The organism is Nonomuraea sp. NPDC004702, assembly GCF_053601695.1.
Genome location: NZ_JBSGCE010000001.1, coordinates 289,023 through 312,923 on the forward strand (window position 1 = coordinate 289,023; position 23,901 = coordinate 312,923).

At 71.2% G+C, this 23,901-nt stretch carries 26 protein-coding genes, 1 tRNA gene and 1 riboswitch; of the genes, 15 read left to right on the forward strand and 12 right to left on the reverse strand.

What is annotated here, in order from left to right; translation table 11 throughout:
* Window positions 1-71: 71 nt before the first annotated feature.
* Window positions 72-653 (reverse strand): hypothetical protein, encoded by a 582-nt coding sequence (locus ACWEJ6_RS01420; protein ID WP_452420497.1) that lies wholly within the window; start codon window positions 651-653, stop codon window positions 72-74.
* A gap of 358 nt (window positions 654-1,011) precedes the next feature.
* Window positions 1,012-1,083 (reverse strand) — tRNA-Gln (locus ACWEJ6_RS01425).
* Window positions 1,084-1,249: 166 nt separating this feature from the next.
* On the opposite strand from ACWEJ6_RS01425, the gene ACWEJ6_RS01430 reads away from it, so the two are divergent.
* Window positions 1,250-3,220, forward strand: coding sequence for a M3 family metallopeptidase (locus ACWEJ6_RS01430; protein WP_397164612.1), 1,971 nt, complete (start codon window positions 1,250-1,252; stop codon window positions 3,218-3,220).
* 53 nt (window positions 3,221-3,273) lie between these two features.
* Here the strand turns inward: ACWEJ6_RS01430 and ACWEJ6_RS01435 are convergent, their stop codons facing one another.
* Entirely contained in the window at window positions 3,274-3,816 is a 543-nt protein-coding gene (locus ACWEJ6_RS01435; protein WP_387671018.1) for a PadR family transcriptional regulator, read from the reverse strand.
* 54 nt (window positions 3,817-3,870) lie between these two features.
* Here ACWEJ6_RS01435 and ACWEJ6_RS01440 point away from each other — a divergent pair, with 54 nt between their 5' ends.
* Complete coding sequence (locus ACWEJ6_RS01440; RefSeq protein WP_452420499.1) at window positions 3,871-5,121, forward strand: MATE family efflux transporter; 1,251 nt, start codon at window positions 3,871-3,873, stop codon at window positions 5,119-5,121.
* Here ACWEJ6_RS01440 and gltX read toward each other — a convergent pair.
* Together gltX and ACWEJ6_RS01450 are read right to left on the reverse strand one after the other, a co-directional pair.
* Window positions 5,015-6,346 carry a glutamate--tRNA ligase gene (gltX, locus tag ACWEJ6_RS01445; protein WP_452420730.1) on the reverse strand — a complete coding sequence of 444 codons (1,332 nt, stop codon included), beginning with the start codon at window positions 6,344-6,346 and terminating at the stop codon, window positions 5,015-5,017. The genes ACWEJ6_RS01440 and gltX overlap by 107 nt on opposite strands.
* 34 nt (window positions 6,347-6,380) lie before the next feature.
* A complete protein-coding gene (locus tag ACWEJ6_RS01450; RefSeq protein WP_352319059.1) occupies window positions 6,381-7,157 on the reverse strand; it encodes a fumarylacetoacetate hydrolase family protein in 777 nt (258 codons plus the stop codon).
* Between the two features lie 165 nt (window positions 7,158-7,322).
* On the opposite strand from ACWEJ6_RS01450, the gene ACWEJ6_RS01455 reads away from it, so the two are divergent.
* Genes ACWEJ6_RS01455 through ACWEJ6_RS01485 form a run of 7 tightly spaced genes read left to right on the forward strand, consistent with a single transcriptional unit; the run spans window position 7,323 to window position 10,317 of the window.
* Complete coding sequence (locus ACWEJ6_RS01455) at window positions 7,323-7,820, forward strand: Asp23/Gls24 family envelope stress response protein (RefSeq protein WP_452420732.1); 498 nt, start codon at window positions 7,323-7,325, stop codon at window positions 7,818-7,820.
* Window positions 7,817-8,155, forward strand: coding sequence for a hypothetical protein (locus tag ACWEJ6_RS01460; protein WP_452420501.1), 339 nt, complete (start codon window positions 7,817-7,819; stop codon window positions 8,153-8,155). Before ACWEJ6_RS01455 ends, ACWEJ6_RS01460 begins: the two co-directional genes overlap by 4 nt.
* Window positions 8,152-8,340 carry a hypothetical protein gene (locus ACWEJ6_RS01465; protein ID WP_352352177.1) on the forward strand — a complete coding sequence of 63 codons (189 nt, stop codon included), beginning with the start codon at window positions 8,152-8,154 and terminating at the stop codon, window positions 8,338-8,340. The genes ACWEJ6_RS01460 and ACWEJ6_RS01465 overlap by 4 nt, the downstream gene beginning before the upstream one ends.
* Window positions 8,337-8,705, forward strand: coding sequence for an Asp23/Gls24 family envelope stress response protein (locus tag ACWEJ6_RS01470; protein ID WP_387671024.1), 369 nt, complete (start codon window positions 8,337-8,339; stop codon window positions 8,703-8,705). The genes ACWEJ6_RS01465 and ACWEJ6_RS01470 overlap by 4 nt, the downstream gene beginning before the upstream one ends.
* Window positions 8,702-9,364, forward strand: a complete 663-nt coding sequence (locus tag ACWEJ6_RS01475) for a DUF6286 domain-containing protein (protein WP_452420503.1) — start codon at window positions 8,702-8,704, stop codon at window positions 9,362-9,364. The genes ACWEJ6_RS01470 and ACWEJ6_RS01475 overlap by 4 nt, the downstream gene beginning before the upstream one ends.
* On the forward strand, window positions 9,361-9,927 hold the full coding sequence (locus tag ACWEJ6_RS01480; RefSeq protein ID WP_452420505.1) for an alkaline shock response membrane anchor protein AmaP: 567 nt from the start codon (window positions 9,361-9,363) through the stop codon (window positions 9,925-9,927). Before ACWEJ6_RS01475 ends, ACWEJ6_RS01480 begins: the two co-directional genes overlap by 4 nt.
* A gap of 24 nt (window positions 9,928-9,951) precedes the next feature.
* Complete coding sequence (locus tag ACWEJ6_RS01485; protein WP_387671030.1) at window positions 9,952-10,317, forward strand: antibiotic biosynthesis monooxygenase family protein; 366 nt, start codon at window positions 9,952-9,954, stop codon at window positions 10,315-10,317.
* Here the strand turns inward: ACWEJ6_RS01485 and ACWEJ6_RS01490 are convergent.
* Entirely contained in the window at window positions 10,314-10,910 is a 597-nt protein-coding gene (locus tag ACWEJ6_RS01490) for an HD domain-containing protein (protein ID WP_452420507.1), read from the reverse strand. The two genes, ACWEJ6_RS01485 and ACWEJ6_RS01490, sit on opposite strands and share 4 nt — an antisense overlap.
* 139 nt (window positions 10,911-11,049) lie before the next feature.
* On the opposite strand from ACWEJ6_RS01490, the gene ACWEJ6_RS01495 reads away from it, so the two are divergent.
* On the forward strand, window positions 11,050-12,681 hold the full coding sequence (locus tag ACWEJ6_RS01495; RefSeq protein WP_452420509.1) for a heparinase II/III family protein: 1,632 nt from the start codon (window positions 11,050-11,052) through the stop codon (window positions 12,679-12,681).
* 5 nt (window positions 12,682-12,686) lie between these two features.
* On the opposite strand, the gene ACWEJ6_RS01500 is transcribed toward ACWEJ6_RS01495, so the two are convergent.
* The gene (locus ACWEJ6_RS01500; RefSeq protein ID WP_397172481.1) at window positions 12,687-13,418 is read right to left on the reverse strand and encodes a PIG-L family deacetylase; all 732 of its coding nucleotides are present in this window, start codon (window positions 13,416-13,418) and stop codon (window positions 12,687-12,689) included.
* 86 nt (window positions 13,419-13,504) lie between these two features.
* Between ACWEJ6_RS01500 and ACWEJ6_RS01505 the strand changes: the two genes are divergently transcribed.
* On the forward strand, window positions 13,505-14,362 hold the full coding sequence (locus tag ACWEJ6_RS01505; protein WP_452420511.1) for a phosphotransferase: 858 nt from the start codon (window positions 13,505-13,507) through the stop codon (window positions 14,360-14,362).
* On the opposite strand, the gene ACWEJ6_RS01510 is transcribed toward ACWEJ6_RS01505, so the two are convergent.
* Window positions 14,359-15,009: a hypothetical protein gene (locus ACWEJ6_RS01510; protein WP_452420513.1), complete on the reverse strand. Its 651-nt coding sequence runs from the start codon at window positions 15,007-15,009 to the stop codon at window positions 14,359-14,361. The two genes, ACWEJ6_RS01505 and ACWEJ6_RS01510, sit on opposite strands and share 4 nt — an antisense overlap.
* Window positions 15,010-15,128: 119 nt before the next feature.
* Here ACWEJ6_RS01510 and ACWEJ6_RS01515 point away from each other — a divergent pair, with 119 nt between their 5' ends.
* Together ACWEJ6_RS01515 and ACWEJ6_RS01520 are read left to right on the forward strand one after the other, a co-directional pair.
* Window positions 15,129-16,259, forward strand: coding sequence for a sensor histidine kinase (locus ACWEJ6_RS01515; protein ID WP_452420515.1), 1,131 nt, complete (start codon window positions 15,129-15,131; stop codon window positions 16,257-16,259).
* Window positions 16,256-17,005, forward strand: coding sequence for a response regulator (locus ACWEJ6_RS01520; protein WP_452420517.1), 750 nt, complete (start codon window positions 16,256-16,258; stop codon window positions 17,003-17,005). Before ACWEJ6_RS01515 ends, ACWEJ6_RS01520 begins: the two co-directional genes overlap by 4 nt.
* Window positions 17,006-17,442: 437 nt before the next feature.
* On the opposite strand, the gene cimA is transcribed toward ACWEJ6_RS01520, so the two are convergent.
* Window positions 17,443-19,020, reverse strand: coding sequence for a citramalate synthase (gene cimA, locus ACWEJ6_RS01525; protein ID WP_358288591.1), 1,578 nt, complete (start codon window positions 19,018-19,020; stop codon window positions 17,443-17,445).
* A gap of 196 nt (window positions 19,021-19,216) precedes the next feature.
* Window positions 19,217-19,861: a DsbA family protein gene (locus tag ACWEJ6_RS01530; RefSeq protein ID WP_387671045.1), complete on the reverse strand. Its 645-nt coding sequence runs from the start codon at window positions 19,859-19,861 to the stop codon at window positions 19,217-19,219.
* A 133-nt stretch (window positions 19,862-19,994) separates the two neighbouring features.
* Here ACWEJ6_RS01530 and ACWEJ6_RS01535 point away from each other — a divergent pair, with 133 nt between their 5' ends.
* On the forward strand, window positions 19,995-20,642 hold the full coding sequence (locus ACWEJ6_RS01535; protein ID WP_387671047.1) for an O-methyltransferase: 648 nt from the start codon (window positions 19,995-19,997) through the stop codon (window positions 20,640-20,642).
* Window positions 20,643-20,713: 71 nt separating this feature from the next.
* Window positions 20,714-21,265: a Uma2 family endonuclease gene (locus ACWEJ6_RS01540; protein ID WP_352352191.1), complete on the forward strand. Its 552-nt coding sequence runs from the start codon at window positions 20,714-20,716 to the stop codon at window positions 21,263-21,265.
* A gap of 22 nt (window positions 21,266-21,287) precedes the next feature.
* Here the strand turns inward: ACWEJ6_RS01540 and ACWEJ6_RS01545 are convergent, their stop codons facing one another.
* Together ACWEJ6_RS01545 and ACWEJ6_RS01550 are read right to left on the reverse strand one after the other, a co-directional pair.
* A complete protein-coding gene (locus ACWEJ6_RS01545) occupies window positions 21,288-22,385 on the reverse strand; it encodes a branched-chain amino acid aminotransferase (protein ID WP_352319020.1) in 1,098 nt (365 codons plus the stop codon).
* Window positions 22,386-22,585: 200 nt separating this feature from the next.
* On the reverse strand, window positions 22,586-23,632 hold the full coding sequence (locus tag ACWEJ6_RS01550) for a 3-isopropylmalate dehydrogenase (protein ID WP_352319018.1): 1,047 nt from the start codon (window positions 23,630-23,632) through the stop codon (window positions 22,586-22,588).
* Window positions 23,633-23,731: 99 nt separating this feature from the next.
* Window positions 23,732-23,890, forward strand: a riboswitch (cyclic di-AMP (ydaO/yuaA leader).
* Window positions 23,891-23,901: the final 11 nt, after the last annotated feature.

Here is a 23,901-nt window from a genome sequence, read left to right on the forward strand (position 1 = left end):
AAGCTGGTGTGCCGGGTCTCCCCGGCGACGCAGGTAACTCTACCGCACCCCGCAGACCACAACCAAACCGCTTATCGGCGCATGAGATCGGGCCTGTGGCGGCGGACCCAGTCGCCCATCGGCCCCCGTTCCCACAGCGGGTCGATCTCGCCGAGCGGGATGGCGACCTCGGGCCGTCCGGTGACGGGGTCGGCGGGCGCCCGGGCCAGGCGCTCGCGCATCCACCGCGGCGTCCGCGGCGGGAGCGTGCGCTCGCCCCACCCGACCAGCCCCACCGAGCGCAGCGCCGGGACGCGCACGCGGACGCCGCCGGGCCGGCCCAGGGGCCTCGGGGCGGCCGTCCGGGTGTCGACCACGCCGATCGCGGTGATGTCGGGCCAGCGCAGGCGCACCCGGAAGCCGCGGGCGTCGGCCAGCTCCACGCCCTCCGGCGAGAAGCGCACCACCGTGCCCGCGACCAGACGGCGGTGCTTGACGACGAGCACGCCGGTCAGTGCCGCCGTGGCGAGCGCGCCGATCACGACGCCCAGCGCCGAGCTGCCGGTGAGGACGGCCCCGAGCAGCAGGCAGACGGCGAAGAAGAGCGCCAGCGGCGCGGCGAACGGGGCGACGAAACGGGCGAGGCCGCCCTCGCGCATGCGGAATTCGTCCATGAGGCGAGGGAGGCTACCCGCCGAGCAGCCCGCGGCGGAAGGTCTCCGCCGGTGCGGCGACGCGGTCTTCCCCTCGTACCTGGCCCGCACCGCACGTGCCGAGCGGCACACGCCTTCCACCCCGAAGCCCTCAACAGCCTCCTGCGGAACGAAACCGCGCTCCTCGTCACACGGATGTCCAGCATGACGACTTCGTCCGTGTACGACAGGGTCAGGGCCGTCCTGGCGGCATCGGCATGCTCGGCGACGTCGGTCATCGCTGCGGCGCCGCATGATCAGCGAGATTCTGGACGATCCGACGGGCCGCCGACACGAAAAAACGGATGTCTCTCAGGGAGACATCCGTTTCGGAAACTTGCTGGGGTACCAGGACTCGAACCTAGACTAACTGAACCAGAATCAGTCGTGCTGCCAATTACACCATACCCCACCGCTGCGGACTCCTTCTCGGAGCGCGCTTGGCGACGTCCGAAAGAATAGCCCAGCTCGGGGGGTAAGACCAAAACGATTGCCGAAGCGGCGTCCGGCCGCCTGCGGCACAGGCTCCGACGTGCCAAGCTGAAGAGGACAAAACACCACGTGGAGGAGCCAAAGCGTTGGCCGAGAACCCGTTCTTCGCCCCTAGTAGCCTGCCGTACCAGCTGCCGCCGTTCGCGGACGTCCGCGAGGAGCACTACCTGCCCGCGTTCGAGCGCGGCATGGCCGAGCACCTGGCCGAGGTCGACGCGATCGCGAACAACACCGAGCCGCCCACCTTCGACAACACGATCGCGGCCCTGGAGCGTTCGGGGCGGATCCTCGACCGCACGGCCACGGTCTTCTTCAGCATGGCCGCGTCCAACTCCAGCGACGGGATCATGGAGATCGAGAAGGAGATCTCCCCGAAGCTGACCGCGCACAACGACGCGATCCGCCTCAACCGGGCGCTGTGGGCGCGGATCAAGCAGGTCGGCACGTCCGACGCCGAGGAGGCGTGGCTGCTGGAGAAGTACCGGGAGGACTTCGTCCGGGCCGGGGCCGACCTGTCGGAGCCGGAGCAGGACCGGCTGCGCGAGCTCAACGGCGAGCTGTCGAAGCTGTCGACCGAGTTCGCGCAGACCCTGCTCAAGGCGTCCACCGAGGAGGCCCTGGTCCTCACCGACGCCAAGGAGCTCGACGGCTTCGACGAGGCCAGGATCGAGTCGCTGCGCAAGGACGACGGCACGTACGTCCTGCCGCTGCTGAACTTCACCAACCAGCCCGGCCTGGCCCAGCTCACCGACCGCGACGTGCGCCGCCGCCTGTACCAGCGGAGCGTCGGCCGCGCCCCGGCCAACTTCGACCGGGCCGCCAGGATGGCCACGCTGCGGGCCGAGCGGGCCGCGCTGCTCGGCTTCCCCGACCACGCCGCCTACTCGGTGGCCGACCAGACGGCCAAGACCGTCGAGGCGGTCGAGGAGATGCTCGGCCAGCTCGTCGGCCCGGCGGTGCGCAACGCCGGCAAGGAGGCCGAGGCGCTGACCGAGCAGGCCGGGTTCGAGATCGAGCCGTGGGACTGGTCGTACTACTCGGAGAAGGTGCGGCTGGCCCGCTACGACTTCGACGCCGACGCCATGCGCCCCTACTTCGAGCTGAACCGGGTCATCAGGGACGGCGTGTTCTTCGCCGCCACCAAGCTCTACGGCATCACCTTCACCGAACGGCCCGACCTGCGCGGCTACCACCCCGACGTGACCGTCTTCGAGGTGTTCGACGAGGACGGCGGCGCGCTCGGCCTGTTCCTGCTCGACCCCTACGCCAGGGCGAACAAGCGCGGCGGGGCGTGGATGAACAACCTGGTCGACCAGTCGCACCTGTTCGGCGAGCTGCCGGTGGTCATGAACAACCTCAACATCACCAAGCCGGCCTCGGGGCCGACGCTGCTGACGTACGACGAGGTGAACACCGCCTTCCACGAGTTCGGCCACGCGCTGCACGGGCTGTTCTCGCAGGTGCGCTTCCCGCGCGTGTCGGGCACCAGCGTGCCGCGCGACTTCGTCGAGTACCCCTCGCAGGTCAACGAGATGTGGGTGACCTGGCCGGAGGTCCTGGCCAACTACGCCAAGCACCACGAGACGGGCGAGCCGATGCCCGCCGAGCTGGTGGAGAAGCTCAACGCGGCCGAGAAGTTCAACCAGGGCTTCGCGACGGTGGAGTACCTGGCGGCCACGCTGCTCGACTGGGCCTGGCACCGGCTGGCGCCCGGCGAGCAGGTGGCCGACGCGCAGGCGTTCGAGCAGCGGGCCCTGGAGGCGGCCGGGATCGACGTGCGGCTGGTGCGCCCGCGTTACCGGACCAACTACTTCGCCCACATCTTCTCGGGCGGCTACAGCGCCGGCTACTACTCCTACATCTGGAGCGAGGTGCTCGACGCCGAGAGCGTGGAGTGGTTCAAGGAGAACGGCGGCCTGACCAGGGCGAACGGCGACCACTTCCGCCGCGAGCTGCTCTCCAGGGGCGGCAGCCTCGACCCGCTGACCGCCTTCCGCAACTTCCGCGGGCGCGAGGCGGGCATCGGGCCGCTGCTGGCCCGCCGCGGCCTCGACTGACCGCCGCTCCCCCGACTCCCCCGCCTCCCCCGCCTCCCCCGATGAGGCTTTCCCTACGGCTCCGGCAGCTCCTCGATGCGCTGCCGGAGCCATTCCTTCTCCGCCCGGCTCGACGCGCGGGCGATCTCCAGCATCCCCCGCCGGTACGGGTCGGGCTCGTCCTTGATCCGGACCGGCCGGCCGCCCTCGTAGAAGAAGCTCGCCGGGGCCTCCAGGAAGGCCAGCCGGCGGCGCAGCACCCGTGACCGGTCGGCGGGGTCGGGCAGCGCCGACAGGAACGTCAGCAGGGCGAAGAAGCGCGTCTGGTCGCTGACGTCGAGCTCGCTCGGCTCGCGCAGCCGCCGCAGCAGCTCCTCGCGGCCCTTGCCGGTGAGCGTGAGCACCTGCCTGCGGGCCGCCGCCGCGCCCGCCTCCTCGTGCCGCTCGACCAGGCCCTTGCTCTCCAGTCTCGATATGGCGGGGTAGAGGGCGCCGTCGCTGACCGGGCGGAGGTGGCCGGTGAGCGCGGTCAGGCGGGCCTTGAGCTCGTAGCCGTGCATCGGACGTTCGTTCAGGAATCCCAGGATGGTGAGGGACAGATCCCCGCCGCTTGCCATGTCGCGCATCGTAACGCTATACCTCTAAACGAGATACAACGAATCGAGGTACGGATGTTCCGGCTGGCTCTCCCCATCTACGTGGAGCTGCTCACCGCCGTGGTGGCGGTGGGAGTGATCGACCTGCTGTGGGTCTCGGGGCTCGGGGAGGGCGCCATCGCGGCCGTCACCGTGGGCACCACGGTCGAATACCTGGCCTACGGGCTGTTCCTGGCCGTCCCGACGGGGGTGACCGTGCTGATCGGGCGGCGTGACGGGCACGCGCCGATCGGGCCCGTGATCAGGACGGGCTGGGTCTTGTGGGCCGCGTTCTCGGTCGCCGTCGCCATGCCCGGCGTGTTGCTGCGCGAGCCGCTGGCGGCCCTGTTCACCGACGATCCCGGGCCGACGGCCGGCTTCTTCCTCGTCTCCCTGGCCGGGCTGCCGGTGTTCTTCGCCCAGACCGTCGTGGACGGCGTCCTCAAGGGGCTGGGCAACACGAAGACCCCCATGCGGAACGCGCTGATCTGCAACGCCCTGGTGATCGTCCTGGACCCGCTGTTCATCTACGGCCTCGACCTGGGCGTCCAGGGGGCCGCGCTGGCCACCGTGGCGGCGCGGCTGGTCACGCTCGGGGTGGCGCTGACCTCCCTCGTACGGCTCCGCGCCGCCGGCGGCGACGGCCTGCTCGCCGGCGAGGTGCTGCGGACCGGCCTGCCCATGTCGGGCGATTTCCTGGCCCGCTCCCTGGTGGGCATGGCGCTGGTGGAGATCGTGGCCGGGTTCGGCACGGCCGAGGTCGCCGGGTACGGCATCGGCCAGAAGATCATGCTGGCCGGGGTCATGGTCTTCTACGCGCTGCGCCAGGCGGCGATGATCCGTACCGCGCGGTCGGAGCCGGTCGGGTCACCGCTGCGGCTCGGGCTGGTGACGGGGGCGGTGGTCGCGGCGGTGCTCAACCTGGTGGCCGCGCCCGCGGCAGGGCTGTTCACCGACGACCCTGCGGTGGCCGTGGGCTTCCTGCGCTGGATGGCGCTCTACCTGGTGCCGTTCGGCGGGCTGATCGCCGTCGGCGGGGTGCTCCAGGCGAGCGGAAGGGGCAGCCGCCTGCTCGCCGCCACGCTGGCGGGCTTCGCGGTGCAGCTGCCCCTCGCCTATCTGCTGAGCTCGTGGCTCGGCGTCACGGGGGTGTGGCTGTCGATGGCCGTCGGGTCGTCGCTCAGCCTCGCAGGCGCGCTAGCGCCGCTCGGATCCGCTCCATGGAGCGCTCGCGCCCGAGCACCTCGATCGACTCGAACAGCGGCAGGCCCACCGTCCGGCCGGTGATCGCCACGCGCACGGGGGCCTGGGTCTTGCCCAGCTTGAGCCCGAGCGGCGCGCCGACCTCCTCCAGGGCCTCCTTGAGCGAGTCCGGGTCCCAGGCGACCGTCTGGAGGCGGTCGAGATAGCCGTCGAGGATCTCCACCGGGGAGTTCTTCATCGCCTTGTCCCAGGACGGCTGGTCGAAGACGGGCTCGTCGAGGAAGAGGAAGTCGACGTTCTGCCGGATCTCCGACAGCACGCCGATGCGGGTCTGGGCCAGCGCCGCGACCTTGCTGAACAGCTCGCGGTCCCAGGCGGGGTCGAGGTAGGGCGAGCAGCGCTCCTCGAAGGTCTCCAGCGGCAGGGCCCTGATGTACTCGCCGTTGAAGGCCCGCAGCTTCTTCTCGTCGAAGAAGGCGCTGGCGGAGTTGACGTCCTCCAGCCGGAACAGCGGGACCATCTCCGCCCACGGCATGATCTCGCGGTCCTCGCCGGGGCCCCAGCCGAGCAGCATGAGGTAGTTGACCATGGCCTCGGCCAGGTAGCCCTCGTCGCGGTAGTCCTCCAGGGCCACCTTGTCGCGGCGCTTGGACAGCTTCTTGCGCTGCTCGTTGACGATCACCGGCAGGTGGGCCCAGACCGGCGGGGTGGAGCCGAGCGCCGGCCACAGCAGCACCTGCTTGGCGGCGTTGCCCAGGTGCTCCTCGCCGCGCACGACGTGCGTGATGCCCTGGGTGATGTCGTCGACGGCGTTGGCCAGCACGTAGAGCGGCGAGCCGTCGGTGCGGGCGATCACGAAGTCTTCCTGGGCCTCGTTGGGGAACTCGACGTTGCCCCTGATCAGGTCTTCCACGAGGGTGATGCCCTCGTCGGGGGTGCGGAAGCGCACCGCGCCCTCGGTCAGGCCGCGCTCGCGGCAGAACCCGTCGTAGCCCTTGTGCTCGGAGCCGGTGCGGGCCACCAGGGTCTCGCGGGTGCAGTCGCAGTGGTACGCCTTGCCGTCGGCCAGCAGCTTGGCCACGGCCTCGCGGTGCTGCGGCTCGTAGGCCGACTGGAAGTAGGGGCCCTCGAACACCGGGTTGGTGCCGTTGATGCCAATCCAGTCGAGCGCCGAGATGATGCCCTCGGTCCACTCCGGACGGTTGCGCGTGGCGTCGGTGTCCTCGACGCGCAGGACGAAGCGGCCGCCGGACTGTTCGGCGAGGGCCCAGTTGAACAGCGCCGTGCGGGCGCCGCCGACGTGGAACATGCCGGTCGGGGACGGGGCGAAACGCACCCGTAGATCAGTCACGGGAGACCACCTTGTTCGTGAGAGTGCCGATGCCTTCGATGCCGACGCTGACCTCGTCGCCGATCTCCAGCGGGCCGATGCCCGCCGGGGTGCCGGTCAGGATGACGTCGCCGGGGATCAGCGTCATGACGGCGCTGACGTAGGCGACCAGCGCGGGGATGTCGTTGATGAGCTGGCTGGTGCGGCCGCTCTGCCGGATCTCGCCGTTGACCGTGGTGGTCAGCGCGAGGTCGCTCGCGTCGAGATCGGTCTGGATCCAGGGCCCGAGCGGGCAGAACGTGTCGAAGCTCTTGGCCCGGGTGAACTGCACGTCCTTCTTCTGCAGGTCGCGGGCGGTGACGTCGTTGGCGCAGGTGTAGCCGAAGATGACGTCCTTGACCCGGTCGACGGGCACGTCGCGGCAGAGCCTGCCGATCACCACGGCCAGCTCGCCCTCGTAGTCGACCCGGTCGGACAGCGAGGTCGGGTAGGCGATGGCCTCGCCGTGACCGATCACCGACGTGGACGGCTTCATGAAGATGAGCGGCTCGTCGGGCACCTCGTTGCCCATCTCGCGGGCGTGCTCGGCGTAGTTCCTGCCGATGGCGACGACCTTGCTCGGCAGCATCGGGGCCAGCAGCTTCACCTGGGACAGCGGGAAGCGCTCGCCGGTGAACTGCACCTGGCCGAACGGATGGCCGGAGACCGTGGAGACGAACTCCTCTCCAGGGCCGCCTTCGACCACGCCGAACGACACGCCTTCGCCTGTGGAGAACCTCGCTATACGCACCTGACAAGGCTATCGCCGCCGCCGGAGGGGTCCGCCCACCGGCAAAAAAGTCAGGAACTCTCCATAAATGCCCCCCGAGTCCGTTTTGTGGGGCATCGGTGGTGATTAAGCGGATATCTCTGCTTATCAGAGACTTCTAGGGGGTGACGGAACGTGCCGGACACGATGGTCAACCAGACTTCTGCCGTACCGCGGGCCAGAACGCAGGAGGGCGGGCCGGCGACTTCGCTGGTCACCGACAAGGGCACGACGAGCATCGACGACGTCGTCGTCGCCAAGATCGCCGGACTGGCCGCACGCGAGGTATCCGGCGTGCACGCCATGGGCGGCGGCGCCGCCAGGGCGCTCGGCAACGTGCGCGGGATGGTCGGCGGGGAGCGCAGCGTCGCGCAGGGCGTCTCGGTCGAGGTCGGCGAGCGCCAGGCGGCCGTGGACATGGACCTGGTCGCCGAGTACGGCACCGCCATCCCCGACCTGGCCGCGGCCGTGCGCAGGAACGTCATCGCGGCGGTCGAGCGCATGTGCGGCCTGGAGGTGACCGAGGTCAACATCAGGGTGGACGACGTGCACCTGCCCGGCCAGGACCGCGACAGGGACAGGGACAGGGACAGGGGCGACGGTCGCCGCGAGGTCATCGAGCAGCCGGAGCCCCGGGTCCAATGACCGGGCCCGGCGCCACCGCCTATACGCGGGCCGACGCCGACGCCGACGCCAAGGCGGAGGCCGAGACGCTGGCCGAGCTCGTACGGGCCTGCCCGGGAGTGGCGGGGCTCTCCGGCGGCCCGTTCGGGACGGTGGCGACGTACCTGCCCGGGGCGCGGGTCTTGGGCGTCTCGGCCGACGGGGACACGGTGGAGATCGCCATCGTGGCGACCCTGGTACGGCCGCTGCCCGAGACCGCCGAGGACGTCCGCCGGGCGGTGTGGGAGCCGGGCGGCGGACGTCCCGTGAACGTGCACATCGACGACGTGGTGATCGACGTGGTGGAGGAATCATGAGCAACGTCCCTTGGCTGCCGGTCATCGGCATGGCGGTCGGCATCATCCTCGGACTCGCGGGGGCCTTCGGCGGCCTCGGCGCGTTCCTGCTCGTCCTCGTGCTCGGCGCGGTCGGCTTCCTGGTCGGCAAGGTCGCCGAGACCGGCGAGCTGAACCTGTCCGGCCTGACCGCGAGGCGGCGATGACCACCACTGCCCAGGTCACGGTTCCCCGGCAGCGGCTCGCGCCGTCGGCCGAGCCCGAGCGGCGGGGCCGTACCGAGATCTCCGAGCGGGTGGTCACCAAGATCGCCTGCTGCGCGGCGCGGGAGGTGCCCGAGGTGCTCGACGTGCGGCTGGGCGGGGCGCCGTGGACGCACTCGTCCAGCGCCGAGGTGCGCGGCGAGCGGGCCACCCTGAAGCTGGACGTGACCGTCGCCTACCCGGCGCCGCTGCACGCCGTGGCCGCGCGGCTGCGCGAGCACGTGCGCAACCGGGTGGCCATGCAGACCGGCCTGGACGTCACCCGCCTCGACGTGATCATGACCGATCTGGCGGGAGGCCCGGCATGACCCGCCCGCTCCCGTCCGAGGAGCCCGGGGAGACGCCGGGGGCCGTCCCGGCGGGCGGGGCGGGGGCGCATCGGGGCGAGCCGGGAGCGGCGCCGCCGCGGGACAAGGGCGCCGACCGGGCCGCGGTGCGCGCGTTCCGGCCGCAGCGCCGGGTGCCCGCCATCGTGGTCGCCGTCCTGCTCACGCTGCTGGGGCTGCTGGTCGCCGCCGAGACGGTGTCCGCGCTGGCCGGCAGCCCGTTGCGATGGCTGCCCTACGACCGGATGCTGGCGTGGGCGGCCACGACGCCGTGGTCGGATCCGCTGTTCCTGACCGGGGCCGCGATCGTGGCGCTGGCAGGGCTGGCACTGCTGGTCACCGCCCTGGTGCCGGGACGGCCCCGGATGGTCCCCGTGCGGACCGGCGACCCGGACCTGATCATCGGCGTGCGTCCCAAGAGCTTCACCAGGGCCCTGGAGCACGCCGCCGAGGAGGTGCCCGGGGTGCGCTCGGCGCACGCCAGCCTGCGCGGCCATACGGTCGCCGTCACCCCCGCCACGTCCGGCTGGGACGACGAGGGCTTCGACCGGGCCGTGCGCGAAGCCGTCCTCACCAGGCTCGCCGGGCTGGACCCGGTGGAGCCGTACCGGGTGGCGGTCAACGTCAAGGAGCGCCGATGAACAGGAAGACCGGCCGCGGCAACCGGTGGGGGCTGGCCCTGGTCGGGCTGGTGCTGGCCGCGCTCGGCGGGCTGGCGCTGGCCCGCGGGCTGCTGGGGCCGTCCACGCCGATCGTGGACGCCGGCGTGCGCGGGTTCTTCGCCCGCAACAGCCCGCCCGTGTGGTGGGCCGTGGCCGCCGTGTCGGTCCTGGTCGCGCTGCTGGCCCTGCGCTGGCTGGTCGCGCAGGGCCGCAGGGACGCCCACACCCGGCTGCGCCTGGAGGCCGGCCCGGACGGCGTCACCGAGATCGCGGCGGGCGGGATGGCCCACGCGGTCGCCGCCGACGTCGCGGCCAGCCCCGCCGTCCTGAACGCCGACGCCGACCTGGTCGGCCCGCGCGGCCACCCGGAGGTACGGCTGCGCGTGGCCGCCGACGAGGCCGCCCCGATGAGCGAGTTGAGCGAGCACCTGTCCCGGGTCACCCTGCCGAACCTGCGGGACGCGCTGGACAGGGATCACGTACCGGCGGTGGCCCGCGTTAGCCTGGAGCCCTCACCTGCGACGCAGCGGGTCGTGCGCTAAGGCTTCGCCGAGAGGGGTCCTCCGTTGTCCATCGTGAAGATCAACGTCCTGACCGTGCCCGCCGAGATGCGGGAGGAGCTGGAGCGGCGGTTCTCCGGCCGGGCCGGGATGGTGGAGTCGGCCGACGGGTTCGAGTGGTTCGAGCTGCTGCGGCCGGTCGAGGGCACCGACCAGTACCTCGTCTACACGCGCTGGCGCAGCGAGGAGGACTTCCGGACCTGGCAGCAGGGCCAGGCCTTCCAGCGCGGCCACGCCCAGGCCGCCGCGGGGCAGGGCCAGGAGCAGGGCCACGGGCACGGCCAGGGTCACGGGCACGGGCAGGGCCCGGCGGCGACGGACTCCCAGGTGTGGAGCTTCGACGTCGTGCAGAGCGCCGGGCCCAAGGGTTAGGCGTCGAGGGGGTTGGCGGCGATGCGGTCGGCGATCCCGCCGCGCACGAACCGGCCGGCGTAGCTCGACGGCTTGCGCGCGCCCTGGTCGGCGATGCAGGCGGCGAACTCCTTGGCGATCTCCAGCCGCGGGTAGCGCTCCAGCACCTCGCGCCGCACGCCGTCGGGGATGTCCTCGGTGCGCCGGCCGGAGATGTCCATGCCGGTGGACAGCTCCAGCAGGTGGCCCTCCGGGTCCTCCTCCACCGGCACCTCCTCCCACATGTGCCGGATGATCACCTCGGAGGCGCGCAGCCGGCGCTCGGGCGACCAGCCGGCCCCCGCGCAGAAGGCCCAGGCCACGTGGCCGCCGGCCTCCTCGTACGGCACCGTGTGGCTGTCGAACTCGGCGACCAGGCCGATGTCGTGCAGCATGGACGACACGTAGAGCAGCTCGGCGTCGAAGTCGATCGCCCTGCTCCGGGCGTAGGCGGCGGCCCACAGGTACGCGCGTATGGAGTGGTTGAGCAGCGAGGGTGACTGGTAGCGGGTGGCCACCTCCAGCGCGCCGCGGCAGGCGGGCGTGTCGGGCAGCACGATGTCGTCGAATCTCACGGCTCCAGCATGACATCCGCGCTGCAGGAGGCACCGGCGGGCATCGGGCCGTTAACGATCCGGTACGCGACTTGACCGGTTGATCGTGATTCCGAAAGCATGTCCCGCCCTCACTTTCTTGTCCGGAAGGAACCCTGGCGTGCGCCGGCTCGCGATACCTCTTGCCCTCACGCTCGCGCTCGGCGGGCTGACGAGCCCGGCGCAGGCCGCCGACAAGGTCACCCGTACCGCGCAGTGCCAAGGCGACTGGCTGCCGGGCACGCCGACGGCCGAGGACGTCATGAAGGGCGAGATCTCGCTGGTGGGGCTGCCGGCGTACAAGCTGGGCAAGGACATCGACTGGGGGGCGAGCCCGTACCGGAACCGGTCGTGGGAGTTCGTCTTCCAGTCGTTGCGCTGGATGGGCACGCTGGTCGTGGCCTACGAGAACACCGGCGAGCGGCGTTACCTGGATCGTGCCACCGAGATCACCAAGGACTGGGTGGCGAACAACCGGCGCGGGGCCGCCGCCACCAAGCCGTACGTGTGGAAGGACCACCCGGTCTCGCTGCGCACGCAGCCGTTGTTGTGCCTGAGCATGCACGTCAAGGACAGCTGGCTGAAGGACAGCCTGGCCGACCACGCCAGGCTGCTGTCGGACGCGCGGCTGTACAAGAAGGGCCACAACCACGGCATCGACCAGGACATCGCCCTCATGGGCATCGGCTGCCGGTACGGCCGCTCCGACTGGTCGAACCTGGCCTCCAGGCGGCTCACCGGCACGGTCAAGCTCGACGTCGACTCCCAGGGCGCGCTCATGGAGCAGGCCCCCCGCTACGCCGTCTACGTGTACGGCCGCCTCCAGGTCGCCATCACCAACATGAAGGCGTGCGACCGCAAGGTGCCGGCCGAGATCAGCCGGCGGGCCGAGGCGCTGAAGGACTTCATCGCCCATTCCACGATGCCCAACGGCTACATGGTCCCGATCGGCGACGGCAGCGCCGAGACCGAGCCGAAGATGGAGACCGGCACCCCGAAGCAGAAGGTCAAGGTCTACAAGGCCGGTTACGTCTACGGCCGGACGGCCTGGGGCAAGCCGGACTCGTCGTACTACTCGATCAGGTTCGGGCCCGGCATGAAGTTCCACGGGCACGAGGACCACCTGGGCGTGACGTACTACGCGCAGGGCCGCGACATCCTCATGGACGGCGGCTTCCACTCCTACGAGAAGAGCGCCTACCGCTACTGGACGCTCTCCCCCGAGGCGCACAACGTGCCGACGGTCGAGGGGGCCCGGTTCCGGCCGCGCACCTCGTCCAAGCTGACCAAGACCTCCTACGGCAAGGACCGGCAGGCCTTCCGCCTCACGGACCGGGCCTACGGCGTGAGCCGGACGCGTTCGGTGCTGGTGAACCACGGCCAGGACCTGATGGCGGTGCTCGACACGGCCTCCGGGGGCAAGAAGGTCAGGAACCTGTGGCGGTTCGCGCCCTCGTACAAGGTCGTCTCGACCAGCGGCGGCAAGGTGGTGCTGGCCGACGGCGCCTTCAAGGTGACGCTGATGCAGTTCTCCGCGTGCGAGCGGGTCGGCGGCCAGAAGGTGGAGCGCGGCGGCGACCTGGGCTGGGTCTCGCCCACCTACCTGGCCAAGGACGCGACCAACGTGGTGGTGTCGCCGGCGGCGAAGTCGCTGCTGACGGTGATCGTGCCGGGCACCGACTCGCCCAAGGTGTCGTGCTCGGGGGGCAAGCTCAAGGTCGAGGGCGAGACCCTCTCCGCGGGCCTGCTCTAACCGGTCTAGAAGGCGATCCGGCGGTACCACTCGTTGGCGAGCATCTGGGCGCGGGCCCGCTCCGGCAGCCCGGTCAGCATGGTCATCGACGCGCCGCGCTCCACCTCGGACTCGTGGGCGAGCATGGCCGCCCACTTGCGCTCCGACCAGCGCGAGACGTCGATCGCGGCCGACACCTGGTGGTCGGGGACGCCGGGCAGGGCCTGGCCCGGCTCCGGATCGGCGCCGAAGACCGCCCGCCAGTGGGCCGTCACGACCGAGCGCGGGACGGTCGCCAGGTAGAGCGCGTGCGGCCGCCAGGGGTCGCCCGTGCCGGGGTAGAGCTGGTCGTAGCCGGCCGCCTCGACCGCTGCCAGGGTGACCCGGTGCACGTGCACGTGGTCGGGATGGCCGTAGCCGCCGAAGCCGTCGAAGGTGAGCACGACGTCGGGCCGGACGGCTCTGATGTGCTCGACCAGCAGGCCCACCGCCTCGTCGAACGGCACGTCGAGGAAGCGCGGACGGCCGGGGGCGGACTCGGGCTTGCCCGCGTCGGCGAGGCCGAGCAGCCGGGGCTTGCCCGCGCCGAGGATGTCGAGGGCCCGTTCCAGTTCCTGCGCCCGCTGGGTGCCCTCGGCCCAGGTGCAGGTGACGACGGCGGTCGTGGCGCCCTCGTCGGCGTATTTGGCGAGGGTGCCGCCGGTCCAGATCGCCTCGTCGTCCGGGTGGGCGTGCACGCCGAGCACACTGAAGCTCATGGGACCCCATCGTATGGAGGCCGGGCACCGGTCAGGACCCGCGTAGGCTCTACGCGTACCCCCTCCCCCTCGGAAGAGATGAGCCGATGAGCGAGCCCGTGCCCTCTGACCTGCTGGAGATCGCCGACGCGCTCGTGCCCGGCGCTCCCCTCGGCAGTGCGCGGCTCGCCCCCGGCGGGATGCACGACGTCGTGCTGCTCCCCGGGGTGGCGGCCGTGCGGGTAGGCCGGCGGCCGAGCGTGAGCGCGGCGCTGCCGCGGCGGACCGAGCTGCTGCGCGCGATCGCGGCCGCCGGGCTGCCGTTCGCGGTGCCCGAGCCGCTGACGCCGGTGACGACGTTCGGGGAGCGCGCCGCCGTGGCCGTGTCCTGGCTGGACGGCGCCGGTCTCGGCGCGGGCCAGGGCGACCCGGCCCTGATCGGCGAGCTGCTCGGCGCCCTCCGCGAGCTGCCCGTCACCCCGGAGCTGCGCGCCCTGCTGCCCGCCCCGCGCTCGTACGCCGGGCCCGCGAGCTGGAGCACGATCCTGGCCGAAGAGGTCATCCCGCGCTTCCCGGCCAGGTGGCGGGAGGAGGGCCTCCGGCGCCTCGACGACGCCCTGGCCCTGGAACAGGTCCCCGACTCGCTGGTCCACGGCGACCTCGTCGGCGACAACGTCCACTGGGACGCCGACGGCAAGCTGGTCGGCGTCCTCGACTGGGACCGGGCCCACCTGTTCGACCCCGCGATCGACGCGGCCTTCATGGGCTGGCACGGCTGGGAGCACCTGCGCGACGCCGTCGACGCCGGCACCTACCGGCGGGCGGTCACCTGGGAGCGCGCGTTCGGCGTCAACCAGCTCGTCGCCCTCCTCGTGCTGGCCGGCGAACCCCTGACCCTCGTGGACAGCTTCACCACCCACGTCGTGGCCTGGCTGGACGAGGACGGCGGCCCCGACCGCCTCTAGGCCGCCCGCTCCCGCCGCGCCGGCGCGCGGATGATCGACACGCCGACGGTGCCGAACGCGGCCAGCAGGATGACCGGGCCGCCGATCCCGAGGACCAGGTTCCACGCGCTCGCGCCGAACAGCCACACCACGATGCCCGCCAGCACGCCCGCCGGGAACCACCAGCCCGCCAGCCCCGCCCGCGCGTACGCGACGGCGACCAGGACCAGGCCCAGGAAGGACCCGATCATCCCGGGCAGCTGCCAGGCGGCGACGAGGGCGGGCTGCGCCGCGTCCCGCATGAGCTGCTCGGCCTGCGCGGCGGGCAGGGCGTCGAAGAGGACGACGTCGAAGAAGTCGGAGATCATCAGCGACGAGAAGTTGATCAGGCCGAGCACCGCGAGCGCGCCCGCCACGGTGGCCAGCGCCCTGCCCTTGCCCCGGACGAGCAGGACCATGCCGATCACCCCCGGCACGAACAGCACCCAGGCGTAGTGCAGGAGCGTCGCGCTGACGCCCACGGCGCCCGGGTTGTGCGCGTAGACCAGCGGGTCCTCGACCCCGGGCTCGGACGGGTCGGTGATCATGCCGAGGATCAGGCAGACCGGGGCCAGGACGAGGCTGCCGCCGGCCAGGAAGCGGCGGATGGAGAGCGCGTCGGTGAACATGCCGGGCACGGTAGGCGTCGCCCGCCGGGCCCGTCGTCAAGGCAGGCTTGGATCCGACGTCCCCCTTTCGGTGGATTCCGCTGCACATTGCGACAATCCGGGCGGGCTACTCTCGCCTCATGCTCCACCGCCGTTCCCCCTCCCCCGTCGACTGGCTCGTGGCGGCGGTCGTGGCCCTGTTCGCGGTCGCGGAGGAGGTCAGCGTGCGCTCGATGGCCTCTCCCCGCTCCCACGTGCTGCTGTGGATCGCCGCCGGGCTGGTCACCGCCGTCGCGGTGCTGTTCCGGACGCGCGCGCCGTTCGCGATCCTGGCCGTCTACTCGGCCGCGAACATCGCGACGTTCGCGCTGGCGCCCGGGTCCCCCGCGGCCTGGCAGTTCTACACTCAGCTCGTGCTGCTGTGCACGCTGCTGGCCGAGGTGCGCCCCGACAGCGCGCGGGCCGTGGCCGGGCTGACCGCGACGGGCGTGTTCGTGGCCGCCATGCTGTCCAGGACCTCCCCTCCGTCCGGATGGGGGGACGTCGCCGTGGCGCTGGTGATGTGCGCCATCGCCGCCGGAGCCGGTCTGGCCGTACGCCGCCACCGCGTGCTGGCCGTGCAGGCGGCCGAGCGCGGCGCGCTGCTGGCCCGCGAGTCGGTGCAGGAGGAACGTGCCCGCATCGCCCGCGAGCTGCACGACATCGTCGCGCACAGCGTCAGCGTGATGACCATGCACACCGGGACCGTACGGCTGCTCCTGCGCGCGGACCAGGAACCCGAGCGGCAGGCGCTCAGCACGGTGGAGGCGGCCGGCCGGGAGGCCATGGAGGAGCTGCGGCGCATGCTCGGGCTGCTGCGCGGCACGCAGGCCGGCGACCTGCTCCCGCAGGCCGGACTCGACCGGCTGGCGGATCTGCTGGAGCAGTTCAGGGCGGCCGGGCTCGACGTCACGCTGGCGGTGTCGGGCGAGCGGGGGCCGTTGTCCGCCGGGCTGGATCTGTCGGCGTACCGGATCGTCCAGGAGGCGCTGACCAACACCCTCAAGCACGCGGGGCCGACGCGGGCGGCGGTGAGCGTCGCGTACCTGCCGGCGGAGCTCCGGCTGGAGATCACGGACGAGGGGCCGCGCGGCCCCCGGCCGCCGTCGGCCGGGGGCGGCGGCCACGGGCTGATCGGCATGCGCGAGCGAGCCGCCCTCTTCGAGGGCACGCTGACGGCGGCGCCCCTTCCTGGGGGCGGCTTCACGGTACGTGCGGAGCTCCCCCTGTGACGCCCTCCTCCTCGCCGCCCCCGGACGCCCCCGACACCTTCGCTGATCCCGCCCTTGAAGAGCCCGGTCGCGGGATCGGCGTGGTGATCGCCGACGACCAGGGGATGATCAGGGCCGGGCTGCGCCTGATGATCGGCACCCAGCCTGACCTGTCCGTGCTGGGCGAGGCGGCCGACGGCGAGCGAGCCGTGGAGCTGGCCCGCGACCTGCGCCCCGACGTCGTGCTGCTCGACATCGCGATGCCTCGCCTGAACGGCCTGGAGGCCGCCCGCCGCATCCTCGCGACCCCGGCGCCCCCACGGGTGATCATGCTGACCACCTACGACACCGACGAGAACCTCGACCTCGCGCTGCACGCCGGGGTCAGCGGGTTCCTGCTCAAGGTGTCGCCGCCCGAGCACCTGTTCGCCGCCATCCGCAGCGCCGCGCGGGGCGACGTCCTGCTCGACCCGGCGGTCACCGGCCGCGTCGTGGCGGCCTACCGGCGTACGGCCCCCGCCCCGTCGCCGGCGGCCACGGGGGTGACCGCCCGGGAGGAGGAGGTGTTGCGGCTGGTGGCGCAGGGCCTGTCCAACACCGAGATCGCCGGCACGCTGTCCATCACGGAGGCGACCGTCAGCACCCACATCAACCGCCTGCTGACCAAACTCGCCCTCCGCGACCGCGCCCAGATGGTCCGCCACGCCTACGAATCCGGCCTCATCCGCCCCGGCGACCCTCCCGACGGCGTCCCCGCGACCAGGTGACCTGATTCCATGAGGTGATGACCGCCACCGAAGCGCCCAGAAACTCCGCCGCCGTGCCCGACTTCGAAACCGACGTCGCCGCAGCCCGCGAGGCGCTTGACGACGAGATGAGAGACACGCAACCGCGCCTGATCCCGGGCACAGGGCCGCTGGGCGCAACCGAGCACAGCAGGGGGCGACCGCGCGGATCGTGGTCGCCGCCGCCGCATTCGACGATCTCCCCGGCGTACGGGCCGAGGTCCTTCCTCACTGACGCCCGGCAGCGTCCAGCGGCCCGCGCCACCGGATCCGCCCGAGCCCCCACCCGGCAAGCAGACGAACGGGCGGGCCGGGGCGCGGGGTGCGCCGAAGGCGCCAGATCAAGAACGCCTGAGCTCCCCTGGGCGCGCAGTGCCCCCAAAGCGAAGACCGCTCGGGGCGCGCGCCGCCCCCCGGGGTCAGCTGCAGTCGCGGCCGGCGCGCAGCAGGCCGTACGTGACCGCCTGCTCCAGCGCCTGCCAGGAGGCGTCGATGATGTTCTCGGCCACCCCCACCGTCGCCCACTCGGCGGTGTCGTCGCTGGAGGTGATGAGGACGCGGGTGACGGCGTCCGTGCCGTGGGTGCCTTCGAGGATGCGGACCTTGTAGTCCACCAGCTCCAGCCGGGCCAGCTCGGGGTAGAGCTGTTCGAGCCCCTGCCGTACGGCCTTGTCCAGGGCGTTCACGGGGCCGTTGCCCTCGCCGGTGGCGACGATGCGCTCGCCCTTGGCGTGCAGCTTGACGGTGGCCTCGCTGACCAGCTCGCCGCCCTTCGTCCGCTCGACGATCACCCGCCACGACTCCACCTCGAAGTGCCGCCGGCGCGCCCCCTGGACGGTGTCGCGCAGCAGCAGCTCGAACGACGCGTCCGCGGCCTCGAAGGTGAAGCCCTGCGACTCCAGCTCCTTGACGCGCTCGACGAGCGTCTTGGTGTGCTCGGGGGTCAGCTCGTAGCCCAGCTCGCGGCCCTTGAGCTCGACGGAGGCGCGGCCGGCCATGTCGGAGACGAGCATGCGCATGTCGTTGCCCACGGCGGCCGGGTCGATGTGCTGGTACAGGTTGGGGTCGACCTTGATGGCGCTGGCGTGCAGGCCGGCCTTGTGGGCGAAGGCGGACATGCCGACGTAGGGGGCGTGCGAGTTGGGGGTGACGTTGGTGACCTCGGTGATCGCGTGGGCGATGCGGGTCATGTCCGCCAGCGCCTCCCGCGGCACGAGGTCGAAGCCGCGCTTGAGCTGGAGGTTGGCGACGACGGTGAAGAGGTTGGCGTTGCCCGAGCGCTCACCGTAGCCGTTGGCGCAGCCCTGGACGTGCGTGGCGCCCGCCTTGACCGCGGCGAGGGTGTTGGCGACGGCGCAGCCGGTGTCGTCGTGGCAGTGGATGCCGACGCGGGCCCCGGTCTGGACGGCCGCGTGCACGGTCTCGGCCAGCTCGTCGGGCAGCATGCCGCCGTTCGTGTCGCACAGGGCGATGACGTCGGCCCCGGCCTCGGCTGCGGTCCGCAGCACTTCCAGCGCGTAGGCTGGATTGGACGTGTAGCCGTCGAAGAAGTGCTCGGCGTCGAGGAAGACTCGCTGTCCCTCCGCACGAAGGTGAGAAACCGTGTCGCGGATCATCGCGAGGTTCTCCTGGAGAGTCGTGCGGAGGGCCAGCTCCACGTGCCGGTCGTGGCTCTTGGCGACAAGGGTCACGACCGGCGCGCCGGATTCGCGCAATGCGGCTACCAATGGGTCGTCGGCGGCCTTCACACCGGCCCGGCGGGTCGCGCCGAACGCGGCGAGCTGCGCGTGCTTCAGGTCGAGCTCTGTTCGAGCGCGCCTGAAGAACTCTGTGTCCTTGGGGTTGGCGCCCGGCCAGCCCCCCTCGATGAAACCGACGCCCAGGCTGTCCAGCTGCCGTGCGATGGCGAGCTTGTCGACGACGGTGAGGTTGAGTCCTTCCTGCTGCGCGCCGTCGCGCAGGGTCGTGTCGTAGACGTGGAAGCGGTCGTCGGCCATGAAGTCTCTTCTTTCGGATCCGTGTCCTGGAAAACAAAAAGACCCCTCACGGACGTGAGAGGTCTGCGCGCTGGCGGTGTCCCTGTGTCAGCCAGCGCGCCTGCCGATAATGAGCAGACCGTAGAACATGGTGCCTGCCAGTCTGCCACAGGGATTCACCATCTGGCACATCGGTCTCAGCTTGTGGACACGACCTTTACACTTGCACGCCGGCGCCCCCGGTGACGGCGCGTTCGAGCGCCGCCGGGTCGAACACCTCATTGCCGAGCTGCTGCCCGTCGAGCAGGACGGTCGGCGTGCCCTGGATGTGGATCTTCGAGGTCTCCGCCAGGTGGGTCTTGGCGTACGACTGGGAGGTCACGCACTCGTCCACCGAGGCGCCGGCCTTCCTGGCGGCGGCCACCAGCTCCTGCACGGTGAAGCCCGAGGCCGAGCCGTGCGGGGCGGGCTGCATGGCGTAGAGCTCGTCCCTGAAGGCCAGCCAGTTCTCCTCCGGCACGCATCGGGCGGCGGCCGCGGCCCTGATGGAGTTGGAGCGCATGGGCTCGTCCTGGAAGATCGTCACGGGGTGGAAGACGACCTTGAGCCTGCCCTCCCTGGCCAGCTTCTGGATCGTGCCGTCGACCTTGGAGTGCATCTCCTTGCAGATCGGGCAGTCGAAGTCTTCGTAAACGTCGAGCACGGGGGCGTCGCCGGACCTGTCGGCCAGCACCATCGAACCGTCGAGCTGCCTGGTCAGGCGTACCGACCCGGCCGTCTCACCCGGCTCCGAGAAGGCCAGCACACCGAGCATCACCAGCGCCGCACACGCGACCGCGACCGCAACCAACCGCTTCATCATCCGCCCACTTCCAGCTCACCGATCGCGCAGACCCTACCAACGCCGGAACCACTCTCCGGACAGCCGCCCGGGGCGGCTCCCTCATTGGTACCTGATGACGATGAGAGAACGCTGTGAGGGGAGAATGACCTTCATGAAGGCGAACCTCCTCGACCCCGCGGTGGGCCGGTACATCCTCGACCACTCCACCCCGCCCGACCCCCTGCTCGACGAGCTGGCGCGGGAGACCGCCGAGGCGACGGGCGACGCCGCCAGGATGCAGATCTCCGCCGACCAGGGCCGGTTCCTGACCATGCTGACCCAGCTCACGGCCCCGGCCGTGGCGGTCGAGGTGGGCACGTTCACCGGCTACTCGTCGGTGTGCATCGCGCGGGGGTTGTCCGGCGGGCGGCTGCACTGCTTCGACGTGAGCGAGGAGTGGACGTCCATCGCCCGGCGCTACTGGGAGCGGGCGGGCGTGACCGACCGCGTCTCGCTGACGCTCGGGCCCGCCCTGGAGACGCTGGCCGCCTTCGACGAGCCGATCGACCTGGCCTTCCTCGACGCCGACAAGGGCAACTACCCCGGTTACTACGAGTTGCTGGTCGAGCGGCTGCGCCCGGGCGGCCTGCTGCTGGCCGACAACACGCTGCGCAGCGGCCACGTGGCCGACCCGGCGCGCTCGGAGACGACGACGGTGCAGATCCGCGAGTTCAACGACCTGGTGATCGAGGACCCGCGGGTGAGCGTGGTGATGCTGCCGGTCGCCGACGGGATCACGATGATCAGGAAGAACCACTAGATCGCGGGACGCCGCCGCCGTTACTCTGAGTGATCCTTTGGAAACCCCCGGCAAAGCATGAGGACGGCGGCATGGTCAGGCCCCTGGAAGAGCGCTACCGCACCGTGCGCGAACTGTTCCCCGAGTTCCGCATCGAGACGGTCCAGGGCCGGATCGTGGTGAACGAGCCGGGCACCTGGCAGCACAACACGATCCTGTCCCGGACGTTGTTCCAGCTCGCCGCCGCGGCGGCGGTCCGGGGCTGGGAGATCTGGCCGAACATCACCGTCTACCTGGGCCCCGGCCACGATCTCTACGTGCCCGACCTGGCGGTGGTCCCGCGCCGGCCGCGTCTGCACGAGGAGCACGCCGTCCACGGCGCCTCGACGATCCTGCTCGTGGACGTCGTCTCGGTGGCCACGACGTACGACGTGCACTTCGTCAAGACGGGCGGTTACGCGCGCGGCGGGGTGCCGCTCTACCTGGTGATCGACCCGTTCCAGCGGCTGGTGACACTGTTCGGCGGGCCGGGCGGGCCGCGCTACCGCAGCGAGAACGTCGTCTCCCTGGGCGAGCCGGTGTTCCTGCCCGACCCGTGGAACCTCCACGTCGACACCGCGGCCCTGACGGAGGCCGGCGCCTGAGACGCCGGCCGTCCGCGCGGCTCTAGCCGATCTTGTGGATCCAGTTGCGGGTGTCGGGACGGGCGCCGTACTGGATGCCGACGAGCTCCTCGCGCACCCGCATCGTCACCGGGCCGGGGGTGCCGTCGGCGATGGTCCAGGCGCGGTCGTCGCCCCTGACCGAGCCCACCGGCGTCACCACGGCGGCGGTGCCGCAGGCGAACACCTCGGTCAGCTCGCCGGAGGCGCAGGCGGACTCCCACTCGTCCACCGAGACCAGCCGCTCCTCGGCCTCCAGGCCGAGGTCGCCGGCCATCTCCAGGATCGACTCCCGGGTGATGCCGGGCAGCAGGGTGCCGGTGAGCGCCGGGGTGACGAGCTTGTTGCCGAAGACGAAGAACAGGTTCATCCCGCCCATCTCCTCGACGTACTCGTGCTTGTGGGCGTCGAGCCAGACGACCTGGTCGCAGCCGTTGTCGACGGCCTGGCGCTGGGCGACGAAGGCGGCGGCGTAGTTGCCGCCGCACTTGGCGAAGCCGGTGCCGCCGGGCGCGGCGCGCGTGTACTCGGTGGACAGCCAGACCGAGACGGGCTTGATGCCGCCGCTGAAGTACGAGGCCGCCGGCGAGGCGATCACCATGTACTTGTAGGTCTTCGACGGGTAGTTGACGCCGAGCCCGGCCTGCGTGGCGAACATGAACGGGCGCAGGTAGAGGCTGTGGCCCTCGGTGGTCGGCACCCACTCCTTGTCGGCCGAGACCAGCAGCTCCAGCGACTCCACGAACGCCTCCTCCGGCAGTTCGGGCATGGCCATGCGCTCGGCCGAGCGGTTGAAGCGGGCGGCGTTCGCGTACGGCCGGAAGGTCGCGATCGAGCCGGAGATCTGCCGGTACGCCTTCAGGCCCTCGAACAGCTCCTGCGCATAGTGGAAGACCGAGGTCGCGGGGTCGAGCGAGAGCGGCCCGTACGGCATGAGCCGGGCGTCGTGCCAGCCCTCGCCGTCGGTGTAGTCGATCGAGATCATGTGGTCGGTGAAGACCTGCCCGAACCCGGGGTTCGCCAGTACCTGCTCCCGCTCGGCCGCGGTGCGAGCGTGGTCGGAATGCTGCACGTCGAAGCTGAGCTTCTGAGCGATGGTCATGACGGAGGTCCTTCTCTCTACGAATCTGCGACTTCGAAAGCTGATTCTGTTAGCTACTGCCCGCGAGCAGTATTCGTACTTCCTAGTGTCTCGCGATTTGGGATAGCAAGAGGCAGTTGGGGTGGTTAGATCCGGCGAACGCGAAAAAGCGCCTGGCAGTCCGTGTCCGGACCGCCAGGCGCGTGCGGGGCTAGGCGGTCCTAGCCGGCTACTCGCGCGGCGATGTCGTCGCCGATCTCGCTGGTCGTGCGGCCGGCGCGGCCGGTCACCCGCTCGGCGATGTCGGCGGCCACGGCCTGCTCGACCTTGGCGGCCTCGGCGTGCAGGCCGAGGTGGTCGAGGAGCATGCCCACGGACAGGATGGTGGCGGTCGGGTCGGCCTTGCCCTGACCGGCGATGTCGGGCGCGCTGCCGTGCACCGGCTCGAACATGCTCGGCGAGGTGCGCTCGGGGTTGATGTTGCCGCTGGCCGCCAGGCCGATGCCGCCGGCGATCGCGGCGCCGAGGTCGGTGATGATGTCGCCGAACAGGTTGTCGGTGACGATCACGTCGAAGCGCTCGGGCTGGGTGACGAAGAACATCGAGGCCGCGTCGATGTGGCTGTAGTCGGTGGTGACGTCGGGGAACTCCGCGGCCACGCGGTTGACCGTGCGCTGCCAGAGGTCGCCGGCGAAGGTGAGCACGTTCGTCTTGTGGACGAGCGTGAGCTTCTTGCGGGGCCGCGACTGAGCCTTCTGGAAGGCGTACCGCACGACGCGCTCGACGCCGTGGGCGGTGTTCAGCGACTCCTGGGTGGCGATCTCGTGCGGCGTGCCGCGGCGCATGACGCCGCCGGTGCCCGCGTAGAGGCCCTCGGTGCCCTCGCGGACGACGACCATGTCGATGTGCTCGGCGGTGGCGCCGGCCAGCGCGGTCTCGACGCCGGGGAACAGCTTGACCGGCCGCAGGTTGACGTAGTGGTCGAACTCGAACCGGAGCTTGAGCAGCAGGTCGCGCTCCAGGATGCCGGGCGGCACGCTGGGGTCGCCCACGGCGCCGAGCAGGATCGCGTCGTAGCCGCGCAGCTCTTCGAGCACCGCGTCGGGCAAGGTCTCGCCCGTGCGGTGGTAGCGGGCTGCGCCCAGGTCGTAGTGGGTGGGCTCGATCTTCGTGCCCACGGCCTCCAGGACCTTGAGCCCTTCGGCTACGACCTCGGCGCCGATGCCATCCCCGGGGATGACGGCCAGGCGGATGTTACGCGACTCCATGGGCGGTACCTTACCGGCTCGTCTCGGCTGACGAACACATCATCTCAACAACCGGACAATCCGTTTTGGGGGGATTGCGACCTTTTGACCGTTTCGTTAGAGTCCGACGAGCCTAATCCGCGCAGCCGCTGCGTGGAGCCGGGGACCCACCTTTCCCCCCGGGGCGAATCGGCTGCGCCTCCCCCCGAGGAGCCGCCGTAGGGCTACTTCCAGGCCCGAGCCCGTCAGCTAACCCGGTCGGCCACGTGGAAGGACAGTCCCCTGTCTAG